This window comes from Flavobacterium degerlachei (genome assembly GCF_900106645.1).
In the GTDB taxonomy this organism is placed as follows: Bacteria; Bacteroidota; Bacteroidia; order Flavobacteriales; family Flavobacteriaceae; genus Flavobacterium; species Flavobacterium degerlachei.
This window is the reverse complement of record NZ_FNMV01000001.1, coordinates 421271-442251: the sequence shown is the minus strand read 5'-3', so window position 1 is coordinate 442251 and position 20981 is coordinate 421271. Positions and strand designations below refer to the sequence as shown.

At 34.8% G+C, this 20981-nt stretch carries 21 protein-coding genes and 1 pseudogene; 10 read left to right on the top strand and 12 right to left on the bottom strand.

Annotation, left to right across the window (positions count from 1 at the left end):
- Positions 1–27: 27 nt before the first annotated feature.
- The 7 genes from BLV91_RS01895 to BLV91_RS01865 form a co-directional block, all read right to left on the bottom strand.
- Positions 28–804 (bottom strand): tetratricopeptide repeat protein, encoded by a 777-nt coding sequence (locus tag BLV91_RS01895; RefSeq protein ID WP_091428963.1) that lies wholly within the window; start codon positions 802–804, stop codon positions 28–30.
- A gap of 46 nt (positions 805–850) precedes the next feature.
- Entirely contained in the window at positions 851–1885 is a 1035-nt protein-coding gene (locus BLV91_RS01890; protein ID WP_091428960.1) for a VWA domain-containing protein, read from the bottom strand.
- Between the two features lie 106 nt (positions 1886–1991).
- Positions 1992–2993: a vWA domain-containing protein gene (locus BLV91_RS01885; protein ID WP_091428956.1), complete on the bottom strand. Its 1002-nt coding sequence runs from the start codon at positions 2991–2993 to the stop codon at positions 1992–1994.
- A complete protein-coding gene (locus tag BLV91_RS01880) occupies positions 2993–4627 on the bottom strand; it encodes a hypothetical protein (protein ID WP_091428953.1) in 1635 nt (544 codons plus the stop codon). The genes BLV91_RS01885 and BLV91_RS01880 overlap by 1 nt, the downstream gene beginning before the upstream one ends.
- 99 nt (positions 4628–4726) lie before the next feature.
- A complete protein-coding gene (locus BLV91_RS01875) occupies positions 4727–5086 on the bottom strand; it encodes a four helix bundle protein (RefSeq protein WP_091428950.1) in 360 nt (119 codons plus the stop codon).
- A 57-nt stretch (positions 5087–5143) separates the two neighbouring features.
- Positions 5144–6007, bottom strand: a complete 864-nt coding sequence (locus BLV91_RS01870) for a DUF58 domain-containing protein (RefSeq protein ID WP_091428947.1) — start codon at positions 6005–6007, stop codon at positions 5144–5146.
- An 82-nt stretch (positions 6008–6089) separates the two neighbouring features.
- On the bottom strand, positions 6090–7094 hold the full coding sequence (locus BLV91_RS01865; protein WP_091428945.1) for an AAA family ATPase: 1005 nt from the start codon (positions 7092–7094) through the stop codon (positions 6090–6092).
- A 212-nt stretch (positions 7095–7306) separates the two neighbouring features.
- Between BLV91_RS01865 and BLV91_RS01860 the strand changes: the two genes are divergently transcribed.
- The 3 genes from BLV91_RS01860 (at position 7307) to BLV91_RS01850 (ending at position 10375) form a co-directional block, all read left to right on the top strand.
- Positions 7307–8179: an aldo/keto reductase gene (locus tag BLV91_RS01860; RefSeq protein WP_091428941.1), complete on the top strand. Its 873-nt coding sequence runs from the start codon at positions 7307–7309 to the stop codon at positions 8177–8179.
- 295 nt (positions 8180–8474) lie between these two features.
- A complete protein-coding gene (locus BLV91_RS01855; protein ID WP_091428939.1) occupies positions 8475–9227 on the top strand; it encodes an SDR family NAD(P)-dependent oxidoreductase in 753 nt (250 codons plus the stop codon).
- A gap of 8 nt (positions 9228–9235) precedes the next feature.
- Entirely contained in the window at positions 9236–10375 is a 1140-nt protein-coding gene (locus tag BLV91_RS01850) for an ATP-binding protein (protein WP_091428936.1), read from the top strand.
- Positions 10376–10420: 45 nt separating this feature from the next.
- On the opposite strand, the gene BLV91_RS01845 is transcribed toward BLV91_RS01850, so the two are convergent.
- Together BLV91_RS01845 and BLV91_RS01840 are read right to left on the bottom strand one after the other, a co-directional pair.
- Positions 10421–10651, bottom strand: coding sequence for a hypothetical protein (locus tag BLV91_RS01845; RefSeq protein WP_175513929.1), 231 nt, complete (start codon positions 10649–10651; stop codon positions 10421–10423).
- A 216-nt stretch (positions 10652–10867) separates the two neighbouring features.
- Positions 10868–11443: an REP-associated tyrosine transposase gene (locus BLV91_RS01840; protein WP_245709584.1), complete on the bottom strand. Its 576-nt coding sequence runs from the start codon at positions 11441–11443 to the stop codon at positions 10868–10870.
- A 107-nt stretch (positions 11444–11550) separates the two neighbouring features.
- Between BLV91_RS01840 and BLV91_RS01835 the strand changes: the two are divergent.
- The 3 genes and pseudogenes from BLV91_RS01835 to BLV91_RS01825 form a co-directional block, all read left to right on the top strand.
- A pseudogene (locus BLV91_RS01835) lies at positions 11551–11817 on the top strand (DUF5929 domain-containing protein); the annotation flags it as partial.
- A 570-nt stretch (positions 11818–12387) separates the two neighbouring features.
- A complete protein-coding gene (locus BLV91_RS01830) occupies positions 12388–13113 on the top strand; it encodes a metallophosphoesterase family protein (RefSeq protein ID WP_091428932.1) in 726 nt (241 codons plus the stop codon).
- Positions 13114–13160: 47 nt separating this feature from the next.
- Positions 13161–13664: a DUF6646 family protein gene (locus BLV91_RS01825; RefSeq protein ID WP_091428931.1), complete on the top strand. Its 504-nt coding sequence runs from the start codon at positions 13161–13163 to the stop codon at positions 13662–13664.
- A gap of 116 nt (positions 13665–13780) precedes the next feature.
- On the opposite strand, the gene amaB is transcribed toward BLV91_RS01825, so the two are convergent.
- Positions 13781–15334 (bottom strand): L-piperidine-6-carboxylate dehydrogenase, encoded by a 1554-nt coding sequence (gene amaB, locus BLV91_RS01820; protein WP_091428928.1) that lies wholly within the window; start codon positions 15332–15334, stop codon positions 13781–13783.
- 205 nt (positions 15335–15539) lie between these two features.
- Here amaB and BLV91_RS01815 point away from each other — a divergent pair, with 205 nt between their 5' ends.
- The gene (locus tag BLV91_RS01815) at positions 15540–16499 is read left to right on the top strand and encodes an MBL fold metallo-hydrolase (RefSeq protein ID WP_175513928.1); all 960 of its coding nucleotides are present in this window, start codon (positions 15540–15542) and stop codon (positions 16497–16499) included.
- Between the two features lie 318 nt (positions 16500–16817).
- Here the strand turns inward: BLV91_RS01815 and BLV91_RS01810 are convergent, their stop codons facing one another.
- Entirely contained in the window at positions 16818–17357 is a 540-nt protein-coding gene (locus BLV91_RS01810; protein ID WP_091428925.1) for a 3-hydroxyanthranilate 3,4-dioxygenase, read from the bottom strand.
- A gap of 115 nt (positions 17358–17472) precedes the next feature.
- The gene (locus tag BLV91_RS01805) at positions 17473–18582 is read right to left on the bottom strand and encodes an endonuclease/exonuclease/phosphatase family protein (RefSeq protein WP_091429130.1); all 1110 of its coding nucleotides are present in this window, start codon (positions 18580–18582) and stop codon (positions 17473–17475) included.
- A 174-nt stretch (positions 18583–18756) separates the two neighbouring features.
- Between BLV91_RS01805 and BLV91_RS01800 the strand changes: the two genes are divergently transcribed.
- From BLV91_RS01800 to BLV91_RS01790, 3 genes are all read left to right on the top strand, one after another.
- Entirely contained in the window at positions 18757–19758 is a 1002-nt protein-coding gene (locus BLV91_RS01800; protein WP_245709583.1) for a S66 peptidase family protein, read from the top strand.
- A gap of 69 nt (positions 19759–19827) precedes the next feature.
- A complete protein-coding gene (locus BLV91_RS01795; RefSeq protein WP_091428923.1) occupies positions 19828–20187 on the top strand; it encodes a YraN family protein in 360 nt (119 codons plus the stop codon).
- A gap of 117 nt (positions 20188–20304) precedes the next feature.
- The gene (locus tag BLV91_RS01790; protein ID WP_091428922.1) at positions 20305–20961 is read left to right on the top strand and encodes an aspartate kinase; all 657 of its coding nucleotides are present in this window, start codon (positions 20305–20307) and stop codon (positions 20959–20961) included.
- The last annotated feature ends 20 nt before the right edge of the window (positions 20962–20981 follow it).

Genomic DNA, 20981 nt, shown 5'->3' with positions numbered 1-20981 from the left:
ACTAAATTTCCAAACTAATAAAATTGATTACCAATCTTTCTCTGTTTTTGTAGGTTTCCCTTTAACTTTAGAAGCATTTACTTTGTCTTGCACTTTCTTTTCTTCATTACTGACCGCGTCCAAAAGGTTTTCTAATCTTTGTTTGGAAATTCCGCCAGGAGCTGGCTTTGGTTTCTCTTGATCTTTAGATTTGTCGTCCTTGTTTTTTCCGTCTTTATCCTTTTCGTCTTTTTTATCCTTATCCTTGTCTCCCTTTTCGTCCTTTTTGTCTTTGTCCTTCTTATCCTGATCTTTCTTATCCTGATCCTTTTTATCCTTGTCCTTGTCTTTCTTATCCTTGTTCTTATCGTCTTTAGGAGGATTTTCCTTTAACATCTTTTTGGCTAAGGCATAGTTGTATCTTGTTTCCTCGTCCGTGGGATCATTACGCAATGCATTTTTATAAGCCTCTACTGCCTCAGTATAATTTTTTTCCTTCATAAAAACATTTCCCATATTATGGAAAGCTTTATGTTTTTGAGGTCTTGTTTTGGCATTTTTTATTGATTTTGCATAGGCATATTTCGCTTCCGAAGCTTGGTTTTGCTTGTATATTGCATTTCCTAAATTATAGGAAGCGATGGCTCTACCAGGAAATTTCGAATTCGAAACTCTATAATTAGCCTCAGCATCTGCAAATTTACTTTCGCCATATTCTCCATTTGCTTTAGGTAGACTTCTATCCTTCTCTTGTGCAAATACTCCACCCAGACCCCATAGGAGAAACAAGAAAGAGGCAAATATGTGTTTTTTAATGTTCTTCATTTTAATTTAATTCTGTTAATTCTAAAAAGCTTGAAGCAATAGGAATTTACTTTTCTTCGTTAAATAAATTTAACTTGCTAACCCAATTCGTTTTTCTTTCCAACAAGAAAAAGTCTAAAAACAACAAACCGAACGCGATTCCAAGAAACCATTGAAATTGAGACTGAAAATCGGCCATTTGTGTAGATTCAAATTCGGTTTTTTGAATTTTATCCAAAGTGTTTTTTATATATTCCAACACTTCCTTAGTGTTATTTCCATTCACATAACCACCTTTTGTAGCTTTAGCAATTGCCTCTAAACTGGCACGGTTTAATTTAGTAACTACAACTTGATCATTATTGTCTCGCTGATAGCTTTCAACAATACCGTTCTTTTTTAAAGGAATTGTTCCTCCTTTTTCAGTTCCAAGACCAATTGTAATGATTCGCATTCCTTGTTTATTGGCTTCTTCCGCTGCTGCTTGCGCTCCTTCAGAATGGTCTTCACCATCAGAAATCAAAATCAACAACTTGCTCGTTTTGCTCTTATCGTCAAAATATGTAGCTGATAGTTTGATTGCTTCATCAAGAGACGTCCCTTGTGAAGAAACCATTTCGGTATTCATGCTTTGCAAAAACATTTTGGCTACACTGTAATCAGTCGTTATCGGCAAGACTGGAAATGCACTTCCTGCATAAGCTACAATCCCTATTCTATCACTACCTAATTGGTTTATAATTTGGGAAACAATCTGCTTACTTTTTTCCAATCGGCTTGGAGCTATATCCTCGGCAAGCATACTTTTAGAAACATCCATCGCAAAAACGATATCAATTCCTTCCCGTTTCACCGTTTCCATTTTGGTCCCTATTTTTGGATTTACCAATCCTAGTATCAATCCAGCCAACGCCAAAAGAATAACTACCAGTTTAAAAGTGGGTTTAAAAGTAGATTTCTCTGGACTTAACCTTTTTATTGCGTCTAAATCTCCAAATTCACGTTGCTTTTTTCTTTTCCAATATAAATTGTATAGAAACAGCAACACTACTAATGGTATAATGAAAAGCAGGTATAAATATTTTTTTTCGTCTAATTCCATAATTTTTTCAAACACAAAGGGCGCAAAGTTTTAGCACAAAGCACACCAAATTATTTTAAATCATAGAGTGTCATTTATGACCCTCTTTACTCCATTTTTCAACAAACTATATGAAGCTTTTGTACACTGTATTTCTTAAACCAATTTCAGCCAACAATAAAAATCCTGCAAGCCAAACAAAAGGTCTATACTTCTCATCGTAATCATAAAACTTAAGTTCTTCGATTTCGGTAGTTTCTAATTTATTGATTTCACCATAAATTTCAGCTAGCTTACTATTGCTTGTTGCACGGAAATATCTTCCGTCTGTTTTCTTAGCGATACTTTTCATTAGATTCTCATCAATTTCCACTTTCATCATTTGGAACAAAAATTGACCGTTTGGAGCAACAGCATAAGGAAATTCCGCCATACCATTTGTTCCTATTCCTATAGTATATACTTTTATTCCATATTGTTTGGCAATATCTGCCGCGGTTTCTGGTTCAATAAAACCCGCATTATTAACACCATCTGTCAAAAGGATAATTACCTTACTTTTGGCTTTACTGTCTTTCAATCTGTTGACAGCCGTACCTAATCCCATCCCTATTCCTGTTCCATCTTGTAATACGTTGTCGTATTTTATACTCTTAATGGCCTCAAGAATCACCGCTTTGTCGCTGGTTACGGGAGTTTTCGTATAGGCTTCAGAGGCATAAACCACAAGTCCTATTCTATCGTTAGGTCTTTGATCCACAAAATCAGCCGCCACTCTTTTTAGCGCTTCCATTCGGTTTGGCTTCAAATCTTTGGCTAGCATACTCCCAGAAACGTCAACTGCCATAACAATATCGATTCCTTTAGTCGTTTTTGTTTTGTTGCTTATGTCAACTGTTCTTGGTCTTGCCATGGCTACAATTAAGGAGCTTAACGCCAATAAACGCAGTACGCTCAAAAAAGGTTTTAGCCTTGCCAATAAAGATGTTGATCCCTTGAATCCTTGAATCGAACTTATTTTTAAAGTCACCGATTGCTCATTTCTTTTAAAAACCAACCAGATAATGGCAATTGGAATCAAAAGAAACAACCAGAAAAACTCAGGATTTAGAAAAGTTATATTCGTCATTATTTACTTAGTTGTATTAATTCGACTGAGCTCATCACCCTGTCTACTATTTCTGTTGCATAAGAATCCCCGTCTTTATGGAAAATCATAATTTGTTGTAATCCTCCTTCTTGACTGAATAATACGATCTCATAATATAATTTTTCGCTACCTATTGACTTGTCATTTACTCTCGAAAAAGTACCATATCCTTTAATCCCGGTTACGCCTTCTTTCGTGTCAAAATCTTCTTGTTTCACAATCATGTTTTGCGCCCCTTGTGATTCTAATGTTTGCAAGGTCACTTCTAATGATTTTTTTAAATCAACTGCTGTCGAATCTTGTTTGTATTTATAAGTAGAAACCATCAGGTAAAACTCGTCAGAAACTCCGCCAAGGGCAAAAGAATTCATTTCCTTAATGAGCGCCAATCCGTTTTTAGGCAATGATTTTGTCAAGTCTATCCTTTTCAGAACTTCAGGAGTTTCAATAACAACCCCTGGATTTCCGTAGGTACTTTTTACCCATTCTCCTTCTAATAATTCTTTACTTGAGTTTCCTATGATTGTATCTTTCACATAAGTAAACCCTTTGGTCACGATAAAATAACTCGTCGTAGCTAATAGTAAGAATAGAACTGAAGCAGCTGCAATTAAAATTCTTCTTTTTCTCTTTTGTTCTAATTGAATTTGAATCTGTTTTTGTTTTTGTGCTTCATTCAGAATCGCATCTTCTTCAATTTCAACCTCAACAGGAATAGAACTGTCCAGTGTTAGGATTGCTTTTTGTATCTTGTTTTTATCCTCCGCTATTTCGTAGTCCAACGGTTTTGACTTAGCAAATTTCACTAAATCGGCTTGTTTCAACACTCGTTCCAGATTTTCTATAGTTTCCTGCGAAACCGTCATTTTTTTTCGGACAGAAGCAGCTCTAAGTCCCAAAATCAATTCTGAAGTAGTACTTTCCATAGCAGGAATTTCTATTGCTTCCTCGATGTAATTTCGAGCAATATCAGTTAATTCGCTATAATATTCTTTTACCTCTCCTTTTTGCCAAAGCTCTTTCTTCTCTAAGCTGTTCAGTAAACTGGTCGCTTTTTCGATAGGAGTTTTATATACCTCTTCTTCAATCTTTTTCTTTTGTTGTTTTTTTACTAACCAATACACCAATGCCCCAATACCAAGGATTAAAGCAAAAATCAGCAGGTATTTCCACCAGTCGCCCAAGGAGCTCTTTACGGGTGTGATGCCTTTAATGTCATACATTTTTTGCTTTAAAGTATCTACCTGAACATTCGCGACTTCCACCAAAAGTGAATCCGTCATATACGGTTTGCTGTTGATGAAAATCTTGATACTCGGAATCGAATATTTCCCTGAATCAAATTGGGTCAATCCGTATTTCTTGATTAGTTCATAGCGGTCGTCTTTTTTAACCGTATCAATTGGATAAGAACGGATCACTTCAAGAGCGCCTATATTTTTAAGATTAGGAAAAACAACTTTAGACAAAGTATCCACCGAAGTTTTTATGGTTAATTTAAACTCGGCACCAATTTTATTCTTTGTTGTATCGATACTTGTTTCCAATCTTTTTTGCTGAGCAAAAATAGCAGTGGAAAGAAGCAGTAATAGTAAGTATATGTTTTTTTTCATATTTTATTCTTGAAATTTTAGATTTCAGATTTTTGATTAACGATTTTTGATTTCAGATCTGTCTAAAATCATGTTTTGTTTTCATCTCTAAAATCTTAATTATTTCAAATTTGTTTTAGCTGTTTTTATACTTGAAACGAAAATAGAAATTAACTCATTTCCTTCTTTTTTCGCAATTGACAAATAATTTAAATCCGAGATCAAATTTGATTTTTCAATTATTTTCAAACACACAAATGTTTCTCTTAACTCTTTTAGACAAATACCCATTTTATGAATAAAATCTTTACTACTTTCTGCACTTTGGGCTTCCCCATAATTTAATGCGGGTGAAGTTCCTGATCTTATTATTTGTCCAGCCAGATGATTCCCTGCATAGTTTTTCTCAAATTTACTTGCGACAATAATTATGGTTGCGGCAAAAACTATTAATCTGCTTTCTAGTTCTTGTTTGTTCATTTGCTGCTTTTATTTTCAATCTGAAATCAAAAATCAAAAATCGTAAATCTTACATCTCTACCTCGATTTGAAATAACCCAACAATTTTGTGACATAGCTTTCATCAACCCTGGTATTGACAACACCTGAACCTGATTTGCTGAAGGTTTCCTTAAAATAATTCACTTTAACCCTATAAAATTTCTCATAATTGAGTCGCACTGTTTTAGAGCTGGTATCTATCAATTCTGTCATCCCCGTTTCGGCATCAAGCATCGAAACCATGCCAATATTGGGCATTTTTTCTTCCCGAATATCAAATACTCGAATACCCGTAATGTCATGTTTCTTGGAGGCTATTTTGAGGGTTTGTTCATAATCTTCACACATAAAATCAGAAATCATAAACACGATGGCTTTCTTCTTTTGGGTGCTTGATAAAAACTTCAATGCTTGGGCAATATCTGTTTTATTGCTTTCAGGCTGGAATTCGATCAATTCACGGATGATGCGCAAAACGTGCGACCGTCCTTTTTTGGGCGGAATATATAATTCGATTTGGTCCGAAAACAAAATCAATCCAATTTTATCATTGTTTTGCGTAGCTGAAAAAGCCATTGTTGCAGCTATTTCAGTAACAATGTCTTTTTTAAATTGTTTTTGGGAACCAAAACTCTCAGAGCCTGAAATATCAACCATCAACATCATCGTCAATTCGCGTTCTTCTTCAAAAACTTTGACGTGTGCTTCGTTGTAACGTGCCGTAACGTTCCAGTCAATAGCACGAATATCGTCTCCGTATTGATATTGTCGTACTTCACTGAACGTCATTCCACGCCCCTTGAATGAAGTATGGTATTCCCCAGAAAAGATATGATCACTCAATCTTCTGGTTTTAATTTCTATTTTACGTACTTTCTTTAAAAGCTCTTTTGTATCCATTCTATAATTTGTTTAAAGTTTAAAAGTTTAATGTTTCAAGCTCGTCTTTCAACAAGCTAAAAATTTAAACATTAAACAAACTTTAAGGCACTTCTACTTCGTTGATGATTTTATTAATAATATCAACAGAAGTAATATTTTCTGCTTCTGCCTCATAAGTAATCCCAATTCTGTGACGCAATACATCATGTACAACAGCACGAACATCCTCAGGAATAACATAACCGCGTCGTTTTATGAAAGCGTAACATTTGGCCGCATTAGCTAAATTAATACTTCCACGTGGCGAAGCTCCAAAACTGATTAATGGTTTCAAATCTGCTAATTTATATTTCTCAGGGAAACGGCTGGCAAAAACAATATCAAGAATGTATTTTTCTATTTTTTCGTCCATGTATACTTCACGAACCGCTTCTTGTGCACGTAAAATCTGCTCCACAGAAACAACTTGATTCACTTTCTCATAGCTTCCTTTTAGATTTTGGCGAATAACTAAACGCTCTTCGTCCATTTTAGGATAGTCAATAACCGTTTTCAACATAAAACGATCGACTTGTGCTTCTGGAAGTTGGTACGTTCCTTCTTGTTCAATTGGATTTTGAGTAGCCAAAACTAAGAAAGGTCTCTCTAACTTAAAAGTGGTATCACCAATAGTCACTTGTTTTTCCTGCATCGCCTCTAATAATGCTGATTGCACTTTGGCTGGCGCACGGTTAATCTCATCCGCTAGAACAAAATTTGCAAAAATAGGTCCCTTTTTAATAGAGAATTCATTTTGTTTAATGTTGTATATCATGGTTCCTACAACATCTGCAGGTAATAAATCTGGTGTAAACTGGATTCTGCTAAATGAACCATGAACTGCTTGTGAAAGTGTGTTTATAGCAAGCGTTTTTGCTAATCCCGGAACACCTTCTAATAAAATATGTCCCTGACCTAAAAGTCCAATTAACAATCGTTCGATCATGTGCTTTTGACCCACAATCACTTTATTCATTTCCATAGTCAGAAGGTCGATAAAAGCGCTCTCTCTTTCTATTTTTTCATTGATTGCTCTTATGTCTAAAGTCGATGTATTTTCTTCCATATTGATATTTTTAAAACCTTGAATTTAATGCCTTACTTTTGAGAGTGCAAATTGAATTATTTTTTAGAGGTAAGATGTTAAAAAATGGTTAAAACTTCGACAAATGCCCTAATTTTAAGGTCGAATTATGATACAATTTTTATATTTTTAAGAACTTTGAAAAATATACTTCGGAATCGCATAAATGCAGATTTTACTAAAACAATAAAACCATGAATAAAACAACATTATCACCTATAATTGCGGGTACTATGAATTGGGGAGTTTGGGATAAAAACCTCACTTCAAAGGAAATGGAAAACATGATTCACGTATGCCTTGAAAACAAAATCACGACTTTTGATCATGCCGATATTTATGGTTCATACACCACGGAAGCCGACTTTGGAAAAGCATTTTCTTCTAGCAAAATAGCGAGAGAAAAAATGCAATTAATTTCTAAATGCGGAATTCAGATGCTGTCAGAAAACAGAGACAACACTGTCAAACATTATGATTATTCTACAGCGCATATTATTAGTTCCGTTGAACAATCGTTAAAAAACCTGCAAACTGATTATCTAGATGTATTTTTGCTACACAGACCCAGCCCATTGATGCAAGCTGATGAAATTGCTGAAGCAGTTGAAAAACTAAAATCTGAGGGAAAAATAATCGATTTTGGACTTTCGAATTTTACTTCTTCACAAACAGAATTGATTCGTCAGAAAACGGAAATTAGTTATAACCAAGTTCAATTTTCGGCCACTAATTTTGAACCAATGCTTGACGGTAGCTTTGATTATATGCAAATGCATAATATTCGCCCTATGTCATGGAATCCACTAGGTTGTGTTTTCAGAAAAGACATTCCTCAAACACATAAATTGAAAAAATTACTAGCTACATTAGTTTCGAAATACCATTTAGGCTCTGACACAATTTTGCTTTCTTGGGTTTTGAAACATCCGTCAAAAGTGATTCCGATTGCCGGAACTGTAAATGTAGCCCGAATTCAGTCTTTGATGAAAGCGGTCGAACTCGAACTCGAAAAAGAAGATTGGTTTGCCATTTGGTCAGAAAGTATGGGAGAAGATGTGCCTTAAATCAGGCTTATAGTTACCCACTTACAAATTTCAAATTATTCCCTTTTCCTCTAACGTATATATTTTTATATGTATAATCGGTGGGTGTAGTTCAATTTGTTTAATTTTTTAACCACATAGAAACATAGATTTTATAAAATTAGGAAGGCGTTTGACTCGATTAGAGAAAACAATAGCTATGTGAATCCAAGAATTGGACTCTCCAGCTCTTTTCTTTCTATGTTTCTGTGTTGTTGATTCTTTTTTTTTAGTCTCCCCCAGGGACCTATATACGAACTAAATAGAAATACAAATTATGAATAAGACAGTACTAATAACTGGTGCCACCAGCGGAATAGGTAAAGCCACAGCTGAACTATTAGCTAAAAATAACTATAAAATAGTCCTTTGCGGAAGACGAGAAGACCGATTGGCCGAGCTAGAAACGGAACTTTCTAAATTGACTGAAGTGCACACCCTGCATTTTGATGTTCGGGATAAAAAAGCTGTTTCAGAGCAAATCAATTCTTTACCTGAAGCTTTTTCTAAAATTGACATTCTGATTAACAATGCAGGTAACGCCCATGGTTTAGATCCAATTCAAACTGGAGATATAGACGATTGGGACGCCATGATAGACATTAATGTAAAAGGACTTTTGTATGTTTCGAAAGCAATAATTCCACAAATGATTGAAAGAAAATCTGGTCATATTATCAATATTGGTTCTACTGCCGCAAAAGAAGTATATCCAAACGGAAATGTCTATTGTGCCACAAAACATGCCGTTGATGCTTTAAACCAAGGAATGCGCATGGACTTAAACCAATTCGGAATAAGGGTCGGAGCCATTCATCCCGGAATGGTACAAACCGAATTTAGTGAAGTACGTTTCAAAGGAGATTCTGAAAGAGCATCAAATGTATACAAAGGTTTTGAGCCCTTGCAAGCTGAAGATATTGCTGACATTATTCATTTCGTAGTTTCCAGACCTTACCATATTAATATTGCCGATCTAGTAGTTATGAGTACAGCCCAAGCATCATCGACAATTGTCAATAAAAATTAATTTAATCAATGATCAACAAACGTCTTTTAATCAAAAACCTGCTCGCCTATAATGATGAGTGCAGTTTTTATGATAAAAAACGCCAGTTGAATTTGCATACTCGTGAGGGAAAAGCGAAGTTTTTGAAGCATATATGCGCATTGTCAAATTCGAATCCCACAAACAACTCTTATATTGTTGTGGGAGTTGAAGATCAAGATAACGAAATTGTGGGTGATGACTTTTTTGACGACAGTCACATCCAGAATTTAGTAAATGCCTATCTTGAAAACCCGCCTAAAATTCAATATGAGAATGTCCCCTTCCCAAGTTTACCCAAAGATAAGGTCGTAGGACTAGTCACAATAAAACCCAAAAAAAACAGTTCGTTTTTTAAAAAAGGGATTCATACCATCCCTGCTGGTAGCGTTTTTATAAGAATAGGAAGCAATACGACACCAACAGTAGCTAAAGTTGAAAGGAGTTATCAAAACGCCGAAACAGTCATCGGCATTGAAAACGGCTCCAGAAACAACATAGAACACACCCTTGACGGTGTTTTTGATTTCATGAATTTTCGCCACAAGGACATGGCGCCAAAATACAAAGTGTTTAAGGAGTTATTCATCATTTGCTGGGCTGGAATCCCAAAAAAGGTGCGTGATAAAATCTATTTGTCACGTGTTGATATTGAGCTTATCAATGAACAAGTAAAGTTGTTTTATTCGGCACAAGACGTGGTCACGATATCTTATGACGATGATTATTTTACGATTATTGAATATGTACCGCTGGGATTGAACGACAAGACTAGCTATTACCCATTAGAGAAACAAACCATCTTTTTTTACGAGAATGGCTATTATAAGATAGAAAGCGAAATGCTTTTTCAGCCACCGGAATTCAACCGTAAAATGCTTTACCACATTTACAACTCGAATATCGCCTTATTAAAAAAGTTGAAAAAAGGGCAGCCATTGACAGAAAGGGAACATAAAGATCTTGAAAACTTGCCTTCTACGTTTATGATTTGCTACCTCAACGGATTTGATGATGCCAAAGAAAAGCTGATTGAAGCCAAACCGCTTTTGAAACCCTACCGACAAATATATTTGTCCTTTAAAGAAGCCATGCGGATTTTGAGGAAGATGAAATATGACGTGCAGTAAACGGCCAAATTCTTTTAAAGTACCCGATAGCGCGTTTTTTTTCGATTATACAAACAGAATAAAAAATATTTTTGATATTATAAAAATAATAATGACTAGAGAAAATATTTTAGCATATTTAGTTTTAATATTTATATATTTATTAAAATCCATTTCGGATCCAGAATTGGTTTTACCTAAATTATCTCTTTTATCTTTTTTTAAAAAATAATTTGCTGTGAAAAATATAAATAAAGCCACAATAAACAACGGCATCATAGGTGTAATTTTTTCCATTTTATCTTCTTGCTTTCTTGGATGTTTGTGGAGTGCTAAATTTATTACAACTATGTTCAAAGACAGGAATTACATAAGTTAAAAAACAAGATTGAAACGCCGTGAAAGCATTTTTCAACTTTTTTTGCGGTACACCACTTTTAAAAGCATGTCCCATTACATAGTATAAATCCTATAATCTTTAGCGCAGGCATTTGCCTGTGCCCACAAAGATTGTCAAAACAAATCTAACAAAATCACCTTTAAATCGTTATCTAAACTGGCATAATTTCTAGCAGAACTGAAATAATAATCTTCTGCTAAAGTAACAATTCTATCTTTTACAGGATTGTTGTGTATGTAATCTAGTTTTTGACGTATGAATTTGTTACTATAAATATGTTCTGCATGATAGCCGTTTTGCCATACTTTATATTTTTGTTCTTTTTTTAAATGTTCGCATGCTTTTCTAAAATATTCCAGCATCCATTCTCTTCTACTCTCTGGCTCTTCCTGAATTGTTTGTATGATTTTTATAGAAGTAAATCTCTTCAAATCCCGCATTACATCCGACAAAATAAAATTGTTAGTGGCTTTACAAAGCAAATGAATATGAGAAGACATAATGCAATAACCATATATCTCCAAGCCTTTATTTTCTTGACAATACTGCAAGGCACGAATAATATTATTTTTTTGACTCAATCTTGTAAATACATCTACCCAACCCACAGTTGTTATAGTTACAAAATAAGCTTCTTCAGTAGTTGTTGCTTTGTATTTTGTTGACCTTTTTATTTTAAAATTAAACAAAAAAATGGAGCATTTTAATTGCCACAACTTTTTACTGTATTTCCTCACCTTTGCGGGCACAGGTAAATACCTGCGCTAACGTTTGAGGACAAGTTTGAGCCATCGGGTTCAACCGTAAAATGCTTTACCACATTTACAACTCGAATATTGCCTTATTAAAAAAATTGAAAAAAGAGCAGCCATTGACAGAAAGGGAACGTAAAGATCTTGAAAACTTGCCTTCTACGTTCATGATTTGCTACCTCAACGGATTTGATGATGCCAAAGAAAAGCTAATTGAAGCCAAACCGCTTTTGAAACCCTATAGACAAATATATTTGTCCTTTAAAGAAGCCATGCGGATTTTGAGGAAGATGAAATATGACATGCAGTAAGTAGCCAAATGCTTTTAAAGCACACTGAAAGAACTCTAAACCAAAAATTACTATAGCAGTAGACTTAAGACAATAATTAGATTGAGAAGAGCTAAGACTAATCTCCTAATTACACCAAAAAAAGCCATGAAGTGATGTTTTTAACCAAATAAGAGGTCATTTATAAAACTGCATATCATTTCTATAATTAAAAGTGAAAAAGCGATAATTGCATTCATTTATCTGGCGTTTTAAATTTTTTATAAAGTTAGCTTTAATTTTCATTCTAATCAATCATTAAAAGTGGGTATATTTTAATGCGGTTAAAAACAGTCGTTTTTAAACTAATATTTTGCAATTTGGGCAAATAAAATTAATTGCTTTTTAAAATGAGTAGCCTCAAAAATCCTAATCCAATAGAATTTTCAACAAATAAGTAATAAATTACAGCACCAATTGAGCTACTTTAGCTTCTATAATATCGAAAAAAACAGTTAAAAATTCTTTGGTACAAACTCTTTTACCTATTTTTATAAATTATAAAAAACGGTATTTCTACTGTTTTAGAAAACCACATTGAGAACACACTAAATGAGAACATTAGTCATAGGCGACATACACGGCGGTTTGCGCGCGCTGCACCAAATAATGGAACGAGCGAAGGTAACTCCACAAGATAGCTTAATTTTTTTAGGAGACTATGTAGATGGCTGGAGCCAATCTCCGCAGGTTATCGATTTCTTAATCGAATTGAACACTACAAACAACTGTATTTTCATTCGTGGGAATCACGATGAACTCCTGCTTCATTGGCTTAAAGACAACAAAGACAACCCATTGTGGTACAAACATGGTGGAGAAGCGACAGTCATGGCTTATGAAGAGGTAGACTCAAGAAGGAAGAAATTGCATATTGACTTCTTGGAATCCTTACAAGATTATCATCTTGACGAAAAAAACCGTCTATTTGTTCATGCGGGGTTTACAAATATGAATGGCGTTGCTTATGAGTTCTACCCAAAATTATTTTACTGGGATAGAACCCTATGGGAAACTGCTCTAGCACTAGACCGAAGCATCAAACCCAATGATTTATTGTACCCTAAACGCTTAACACTTTATGATGAAATTTATATAGGACACACCCCTGTTACACGCATCGGAAAAACTGTTCCTGTGCAAATGGCTTGCGTTTGGAACGTAGACACCGGAGCTGCTTTCAAAGGACCTTTGACCATTATGGATATCAACACTAAAGAATTCTGGCAAAGCGAACCGTTGAACGCACTGTATTTCGATGAAAAAGGCCGTAATTAGAATTTATTAAACTAATTTTGCCCCGGAATTTATAACTTCCATGAATTATGAAAAAAATTATTACATTATCATTACTATTATGTTTTGGTCTAATTAATGCTCAAGCCTTCAAAGGAAACGGAGATGTTAAAGGACAAGTTGGTCTTAATCTACAAGACGGCGGAACTGGTATTTTTTTATCGTCTGATTTTGGGATTGGGGAAAATATGTCTTTAGGACTTACCGCTAATTACTTGTTATCAGTACGTACAAACCCATTGAATGATGAGAATCCTTCTTTTGGAGATCGTGTTGATCTAAAAGCTAGATTTAATGCGCACCTAGGAAGTGTTATGCAATTGGAGCCAAATATGGATATCTATCCAGGATTAGACTTAGGATTGAAAAATTTTGGTGCCCATTTAGGTTTCCGTTATTTCTTTACTGACGGTTTTGGATTGTTTGGAGAGGCTGGAGTGCCTATTGCAAAATATGACAAAAATAGTACTGATTTTGGACATAACTTAAACAATCAGTTTACATTAAACATTGGTGCTTCTTTTAATTTATAGATCAAATTAAAATCATAAAAGTAGAACGATTCTTTTGAAGATTACGAAAGATCCAGAAATAAAAAAAGGCAATTTGAAAACTCAAATTGCCTTTTTTTATTTATTATAACTACTTCTTACAAATCAAATTTTATCCCTTGTGACAAAGGTAAACTTGTTGTGTAGTTAATTGTATTGGTTTGTCTTCTCATGTACACTTTCCAAGCATCAGATCCAGACTCACGTCCGCCACCAGTTTCTTTTTCTCCACCAAAAGCACCACCAATTTCAGCACCAGAAGTTCCGATATTTACATTGGCAATTCCACAGTCTGAACCTACAACTGATAAGAATAATTCTGCTTCACGTAAGTTATTAGTCATGATTGCAGAAGATAATCCTTGAGCCACTCCGTTTTGGATTGCGATGGCATCCATAACGTCCCCAGAATATTTCAGCAAATACAATACCGGTGCAAAAGTTTCGTGTTGTACGATTTCGAATGAGTTTTCTGCTTCAGCAATTGCTGGTTTAACATAACAGCCACTTTCGTAACCTTCACCAGAAAGAACACCACCTTCAACAAGGATTTTCCCTCCTTCGGCAACTACTTTTGTTAAAGCTTTGTTGTACATCTCCACTGCATGCTTATCGATTACGGGACCTACATGGTTGTTTTCATCTAATGGGTTTCCTATGCGTAATTGTTTGTATGCTGATACAATCGCTTCTTTTACTTTATCGTAAATACTTTCGTGAATGATCAAACGACGAGTTGAAGTACAACGTTGTCCTGCTGTTCCTACTGCTCCAAAAACAGCTCCAATAACCGTCATTTTAATATCAGCATCCGGAGTCACAATGATTGCATTGTTTCCACCTAACTCTAATAATGATCTACCTAAACGTCCAGCAACGGTTTGCGCCACAATTTTCCCCATACGAGTTGAACCCGTTGCAGAAATTAAAGGAACACGTTTATCGTTAGTCATCATTTCTCCCACTTTATAATCTCCATTGATTAAACAAGAGATCCCTTCTGGAAGGTTATTTTCTTTAATCACCTCAGCAATAATATTCTGACAGGCAATTCCACATAAAGGTGTTTTTTCTGATGGTTTCCAAACGCAAACATCACCACAAATCCAAGCCAAGGCTGTATTCCAAGCCCAAACAGCTACTGGAAAGTTGAAAGCTGAAATAATCCCAACAACTCCCATTGGGTGATATTGTTCGTACATTCTATGTCCTGGACGTTCAGAATGCATTGTCAGACCATGCAATTGACGCGAAAGACCCACTGCAAAATCACAGATATCAATCATTTCCTGAACTTCTCCGTATCCTTCTTGTAATGATTTCCCCATTTCGTAAGAAACCAATTTACCTAAAGCTTCTTTGTTTTTACGTAATTTCTCTCCAAACTGACGCACGATTTCACCACGTTGTGGAGCTGGCATCGTTCTGAATGTTTTGAAAGCCTCTGTTGCTGTTTGCATTACCTTTTCGTAATCAGCAGCAGTTGACATTTTCACTTTCGCTATCAATTGTCCGTCTACAGGAGAATAACTTTCCAGGATTTCTCCATTTGAAAAATGATTTAAACCTGTTGAAGTACCTTCATTTATGTCCTTTATGCCCAATTGTGCCAAAGCTTCTTTCATTCCGAATTGATTTGCTATTGTTGTCATTGTAACTTTTTTAGTTAAAATTGTTATATTATTTTGTAAAGATATTATTTCGAGTTGAATTTCTCTCGAATTAAATTGTTAAAATCTAAGTAAAATTAGACCAATTTGACGATTTAAAATTGATTTACTAAAAAAAGCTTCTATTTGGAAAGAAGAACCTAATTTTATAGACTGAAAATTAATTCCTAATTACACACAATAAAGCATGGCACTTTTAAAAAATTTCTGGATTTGCTTGATTCTAATCTCGATGAATAGCTTTTCTCAAAAGGTACAAAAAACAAATTTCCAAATTGTCCATTTAGGTGTAAAAGGTGGAATTGATGAAAAAAATCTTTCAGCCTACTTAATAGCACCTTTAAACACCAACGATTTTATTTGTCTTGATGCAGGAACAATACATGCTGGAATTGAAAAAGCGATTGAGAACAATGTTTTTAAAATTTCGTCTGAAGCTGTTTTAAAAAAATACATCAAAGGCTATTTAATATCCCATGCGCATTTAGATCATGTTGCGGGTTTGATTATTAATTCACCTGCCGATTCATCAAAAACCATTTACGCAACCAAAGATTGTATGGAAATGATGCAAAAACATTATTTTAATGGCGAAACTTGGGCTAATTTTGGAGATCAAGGAACTGGCTATCAAATAAAAAAATACCATTTTCAGACATTAAACCCTAAAGAACAAACTCCAATTACAAATACGACAATGACTGTAAAAGCGTTTCCACTAAGTCATGTGAACCCTTTTGAAAGCACTGCTTTTTTAATTAAAAATGACAATGCCTACGCTTTATATTTAGGTGATACTGGTGCGGATCAAATTGAGAAAAGCAATAAGTTGAGTTTGCTATGGACGGAAATAGCTCCTTTAATTAAAAACAGAACATTAAAAGGAATTTTTATTGAAGTTTCATTTCCTAATGAGCAATCCGACTCGCAATTATTTGGGCATTTAACTCCAAAATATCTCATGAAAGAGCTTCATACTCTAAGTGATCTTGCAGGAAAAGGTGCTTTGAAAGGCTTTAAAATTATCATTACACACATGAAACCTCCAACTGAGAATTTCGCGAAAATTAAAGCACAATTGAAAAAGCAAAATGATTTGGGTCTGGAATTTATTTTCCCTGAACAAGGAAAGCGATTTGAACTGTGATTAACACCTTGAGTTTATTATTTTTTTTTACCACATAGAGACATAGATAGTGTTGTCGCTAAAAGGCGTTACACTTTTTAAAAAGAATACATAGCGTTATGTAAGCAAAAATTAATCGCTAACTTCCATTTTTCTCTTTGGTAAAAATCTTATATTTCTTAAACGCTTAAACTTATCTACAGATTATAATCGTACTTAATCAGCCCTAGCCCCGGTAGAAGCGGCATCTCCCGATTTAGAAAAACAAGGCTTTTTTTCAAGCCGTAGTTTTTATTAATCGGGAATACAGCGGATGACGGGAAATAGCTCCTGAAAAAACTATTTTTTGGCAACAAATCGAGGGTCAACTTCCATAACTGTACCGCATTTATCACAGGTTCTTAATTCCTCTGAAGCATAGAAATGTTCAAAGTGAGGTAAGAAATCTTTCTCGATATTATGAAGTTCAAAACGTACTTCGTGCAATTTATGATTGCAATTGTCGCAATACCATTGCAGTCCGTCAGTGAATCCCTTCCCTACTCTTTTGCGTTCAATTACTAATCCTATTGAGCCTTCTGAACGTACTGGAGAATGAGGAACATTAGCAGGATGCAAGTACATATCACCAGGATTTAGTTCCATTTCTTTGCGCTCCCCATCCTCTTGAATGACTACTTTTATCGACCCTTCTAACTGATAGAATAACTCTTCGGTTTCGTTGTAATGATAATCTTTACGGGCATTAGGTCCCGCAACAATCATGACAATATAATCCCCTGATTCTCTGTATAAATTACGATTACCAACTGGTGGTTTTAATAAATGACGGTTTTCATCAATCCATTTATTTAGGTTGAACGGTTTTGCTATGGACATCTTGACTGTGTGTTTAATTTATGAGTTGCTAAGTTACTAAAAAGTAGGATGCCTTAAATTTTATAAATTATTATCTACGCTATGGGTTTTCTCTACTTCTTTCTTTGACTTACTTCTACTTCATTTCTTTAATCAGATAGATATAAACGGGAAAGTGATCACTAAAACCAACTTCAGTTGCGGAGTGTCGTTTCGGATAACCTATGTATTGGCCGGAAGTTTGTATCAAAAAAGATTTGTTGTAAATCCCAGCTTTCCAATATCGAAAAGAACTGAAGTCATTTTCAATTAATGATTGAGACACCATGATTTGGTCAAAAATATCCCACGAATCTCGGTATGCTATGGTTCCCAATCCTTTTTTAGCCATATCTTCGAATGGGTTGAATACTCCAAAAGGAAGAACATCTGCCTTATTGGCTTTGGCGCCCAGAGCAAGTTTCACGCTTTTATTAAAAGGTCCGTCATTTAAATCTCCTAAAGTAATCACTTTTGCATTTGGATTGATTCGTTGTAAGGAATCGATAATTTTTCGATTTAGTGCCCCTGCAGCTTCCCTAAAAGGGCTAGACTTTTTTTCACCACCAGAACGAGAAGGCCAGTGATTGACAATAATATTAATTTCCTCACCATCCAGAAAACCAGTAACCAGCAATTGGTCACGCGTAAATACACGATTGTTTTGGTCGCTCACAACCAAACTATCATCACTTCTTTCATTCGCTTCCACTTTTGTTACCGCTTTAATTGGGGTTTCCTTTCGATATACATTCAAAGGTATATTGGTGTAAGTGGTTGGTCGGAAATATTTCTTCTGATACAATAAGGCCACATCAATACCCCGCTTATCAGGAGAATCAAAGTGAATAATTCCGTATTCTTTATTGATCAGTTTGGGTTCTTTAATCAAATCCTCTAAGACACCCCTATTTTCAATTTCAGAGCAACCTATAAAAGTCGGCGAATTGGTATTTTCAGAAGAACCAATTTCGAGTAAAACCCTCGAAAGATTCAGCAGTTTTTGCTGGTACTTTTTGGAAGTCCAATGCTGCGCTCCTTTTGGCGTCCATTCATCATCATTAGTATTGGGGTCATTGATGGTATCGAAAAGATTTTCAAAATTATAAAATGCCAATGTATGTATGGCGTAATTTTTTTGCTGAGCAAAAGTATTTGTCAATGAAAAGAGTAAAATAAAACAGGAAAACAATCGTAAAAATCTCATATCTGACATATTAAAAATAGACTCTCAACAGGAAATACTTCAAAACTTATGTTAACTCCTAGTAAAAATACTTCATTTGAATAACAAACTCAGATTTATTTTCAATTTGCTTATCTTTGTTTTTGTCTATTATTATAGACTACACTGATATTAATAAATAAGGAAAACAAAAATATGCACACTACTCGATCTTCATCTATAAACAGTACGTTTGGTTTATATAAATTCCTGTTTTTATTTTTTATTTTAGAATCTTTCAACAGCCAAGCTAGTACACTAATGACAACACCACCTATTTTACAAAAAGGAGACACCATCGCCATTTTGGCTACAGCCAGAAAAAACCTTGACGACAATCTTAAACCAGCAATTGATTTATTACACAGTTGGGGACTAGAAGTCGTTATAGGAAGTACAATTGGTTTAGATGAAAACCAACTTGCAGGAACGGATGAACAAAGAGCTGCTGATTTCCAGCAGCAATTAGACAATCCTAACATCAAAGGAATTTGGTGCGTAAAAGGAGGATATGGTACGGTCAGAATGGTAGATTTATTAGATTTTACCAAATTTAAACAAAACCCAAAATGGATTATTGGCTTTAGTGATGTTACCGTATTGCATAATCATTTGAATACAATGGGTTTTAAATCCATACACGGAATCATGCCCGTCACGACAGCACGCGCCTCAAAAGAAGCAGTTGAAAGTTTGAAAATCGCATTATTTGGAAACCAATTGTCTTATCAAGTTGCTCCTGACCCAATGAATCGAATGGGGACTGCAACAGGCGAATTAGTAGGTGGAAACTTATCCATTCTTTATAGTTTATTGGGATCTCAGTCAGCGATCGATTGCACAGATAAAATCTTGTTTATCGAAGATCTAGATGAATATCTATATCACGTGGATCGTATGATGATGAATTTAAAACGCAATGGCTGCCTAGAGAGCATAAAAGGAATTATAGTGGGCTCCATGTCAGACATGAAAGACAATGATATTCCTTGGGGAAAAAATGCTGTTCAAATCATAGAAGATGTGACTAAAACATATAATATTCCAGTCCTCTACAGTTTTCCCGCAGGACATATTCGTGACAACAGAGCCTTGGTACTAGGTAGTAAAGTAAGCTTAAATGTGGGGAAAAATAGTTCAAGCGTTGTTTTTGAATAACAAAATTGATTAACGGTTTCTGATTGCAGATCTATACATACTGCGGCTAAATATTGAACACTATTTTTCATGGCTGAACATAATGATTTAGGGAAATTAGGGGAAGAGTTGGCTGTAGAGTATCTACAGAAAGACGGCTATGTTATTTTAGAAACCAACTGGACTTTCCAAAAAGCGGAAGTTGATATTATTGCAAAAAAAGAAAACATACTCGCCATTGTCGAAGTCAAAACCCGTTCTTCTTTAGATTTTGGTTTACCCCAGGATTTTGTAAAACCTAAAAAAATCCAACTTCTGGTAAAGGCGGTAGATGCGTATGTAATCGAAAAAGATTTGGACATTAACGTCCGTTTTGACATCATTGCCATTCATAAAGAAGGCAAAGCTTTTGCCATTGAGCACCTTATAGATGCATTTTATCATTTTTAAGTGTTTTTTTTGATGTTATATTTGTAACAAATTGTTTTTTATTTATATTTGTAGCGACATTTAACACACAAACTAAACAACCTTGTTGTTCTTACCAAACACAAACACACTAAAATTATGAAAACCGTCTCTTCAATTGTAGAAAATTACATCAAAACAAAACCCTTTTTATTAAACGCATTATCGCTTGGGATTATCAACCTGACTTCACTATCGAGAAACATCATGTCCGAATTGGAAAGTGAGTTTGGTAAAGAAGTGAAACAAGGCGCGGTTGTAATGGCATTAAAAAGACTTACTGAAGAGCTTGATTTTAGACTAAACCACAAAATAAATAAGGTAATAAAAAACATAGGTGAAATCACCGTTCGTTCTGCCTTGACTGATTATACTTTTGCGGTTTCAGAAACTGTTTTAAACAAACAAGCAGCATTAATATCTGATATCAATGAGATGCCAGATGTTTTTTACACTTCATCAAGAGGTGTAAATGAAATCAACATTGTGGTAAGCAAAAGTGTAAACCAATTGGTTGACAAACACCTTGCTAACGAAAAACTAATTCAAAAATTGGATGATTTAGCTTCAATAACAGTAAAATTACCAAAAGAAAACATTGTTATTCCTGGTATTTATTATTTCATTTTCCAACGTTTAGCTTGGGAAGGAATTATAATTAACGAAGTCATTTCAACTTCTAATGAATTCACGATATTAGTGAGTGAAGAGCAGGTAGATGTTGCTTTTAAAGTAATCAAGGATTTGAAGAATTAAACATTTCAAATCTTATATTT

What these genes read in the sequence shown, in the direction of transcription:
- BLV91_RS01895 (WP_091428963.1), bottom strand. Translation starts at nt 804, where the DNA reads ATGAAGAACATTAAAAAACACATATTTGCCTCTTTCTTGTTTCTCCTA.
- BLV91_RS01890 (WP_091428960.1), bottom strand. Translation starts at nt 1,885, where the DNA reads ATGGAATTAGACGAAAAAAAATATTTATACCTGCTTTTCATTATACCA.
- BLV91_RS01885 (WP_091428956.1), bottom strand. Translation starts at nt 2,993, where the DNA reads ATGACGAATATAACTTTTCTAAATCCTGAGTTTTTCTGGTTGTTTCTT.
- BLV91_RS01880 (WP_091428953.1), bottom strand. Translation starts at nt 4,627, where the DNA reads ATGAAAAAAAACATATACTTACTATTACTGCTTCTTTCCACTGCTATT.
- BLV91_RS01875 (WP_091428950.1), bottom strand. Translation starts at nt 5,086, where the DNA reads ATGAACAAACAAGAACTAGAAAGCAGATTAATAGTTTTTGCCGCAACC.
- BLV91_RS01870 (WP_091428947.1), bottom strand. Translation starts at nt 6,007, where the DNA reads ATGGATACAAAAGAGCTTTTAAAGAAAGTACGTAAAATAGAAATTAAA.
- BLV91_RS01865 (WP_091428945.1), bottom strand. Translation starts at nt 7,094, where the DNA reads ATGGAAGAAAATACATCGACTTTAGACATAAGAGCAATCAATGAAAAA.
- BLV91_RS01860 (WP_091428941.1), top strand. Translation starts at nt 7,307, where the DNA reads ATGAATAAAACAACATTATCACCTATAATTGCGGGTACTATGAATTGG.
- BLV91_RS01855 (WP_091428939.1), top strand. Translation starts at nt 8,475, where the DNA reads ATGAATAAGACAGTACTAATAACTGGTGCCACCAGCGGAATAGGTAAA.
- BLV91_RS01850 (WP_091428936.1), top strand. Translation starts at nt 9,236, where the DNA reads ATGATCAACAAACGTCTTTTAATCAAAAACCTGCTCGCCTATAATGAT.
- BLV91_RS01845 (WP_175513929.1), bottom strand. Translation starts at nt 10,651, where the DNA reads ATGGAAAAAATTACACCTATGATGCCGTTGTTTATTGTGGCTTTATTT.
- BLV91_RS01830 (WP_091428932.1), top strand. Translation starts at nt 12,388, where the DNA reads ATGAGAACATTAGTCATAGGCGACATACACGGCGGTTTGCGCGCGCTG.
- BLV91_RS01825 (WP_091428931.1), top strand. Translation starts at nt 13,161, where the DNA reads ATGAAAAAAATTATTACATTATCATTACTATTATGTTTTGGTCTAATT.
- amaB (WP_091428928.1), bottom strand. Translation starts at nt 15,334, where the DNA reads ATGACAACAATAGCAAATCAATTCGGAATGAAAGAAGCTTTGGCACAA.
- BLV91_RS01815 (WP_175513928.1), top strand. Translation starts at nt 15,540, where the DNA reads ATGGCACTTTTAAAAAATTTCTGGATTTGCTTGATTCTAATCTCGATG.
- BLV91_RS01810 (WP_091428925.1), bottom strand. Translation starts at nt 17,357, where the DNA reads ATGTCCATAGCAAAACCGTTCAACCTAAATAAATGGATTGATGAAAAC.
- BLV91_RS01805 (WP_091429130.1), bottom strand. Translation starts at nt 18,582, where the DNA reads ATGAGATTTTTACGATTGTTTTCCTGTTTTATTTTACTCTTTTCATTG.
- BLV91_RS01800 (WP_245709583.1), top strand. Translation starts at nt 18,757, where the DNA reads ATGCACACTACTCGATCTTCATCTATAAACAGTACGTTTGGTTTATAT.
- BLV91_RS01795 (WP_091428923.1), top strand. Translation starts at nt 19,828, where the DNA reads ATGGCTGAACATAATGATTTAGGGAAATTAGGGGAAGAGTTGGCTGTA.
- BLV91_RS01790 (WP_091428922.1), top strand. Translation starts at nt 20,305, where the DNA reads ATGAAAACCGTCTCTTCAATTGTAGAAAATTACATCAAAACAAAACCC.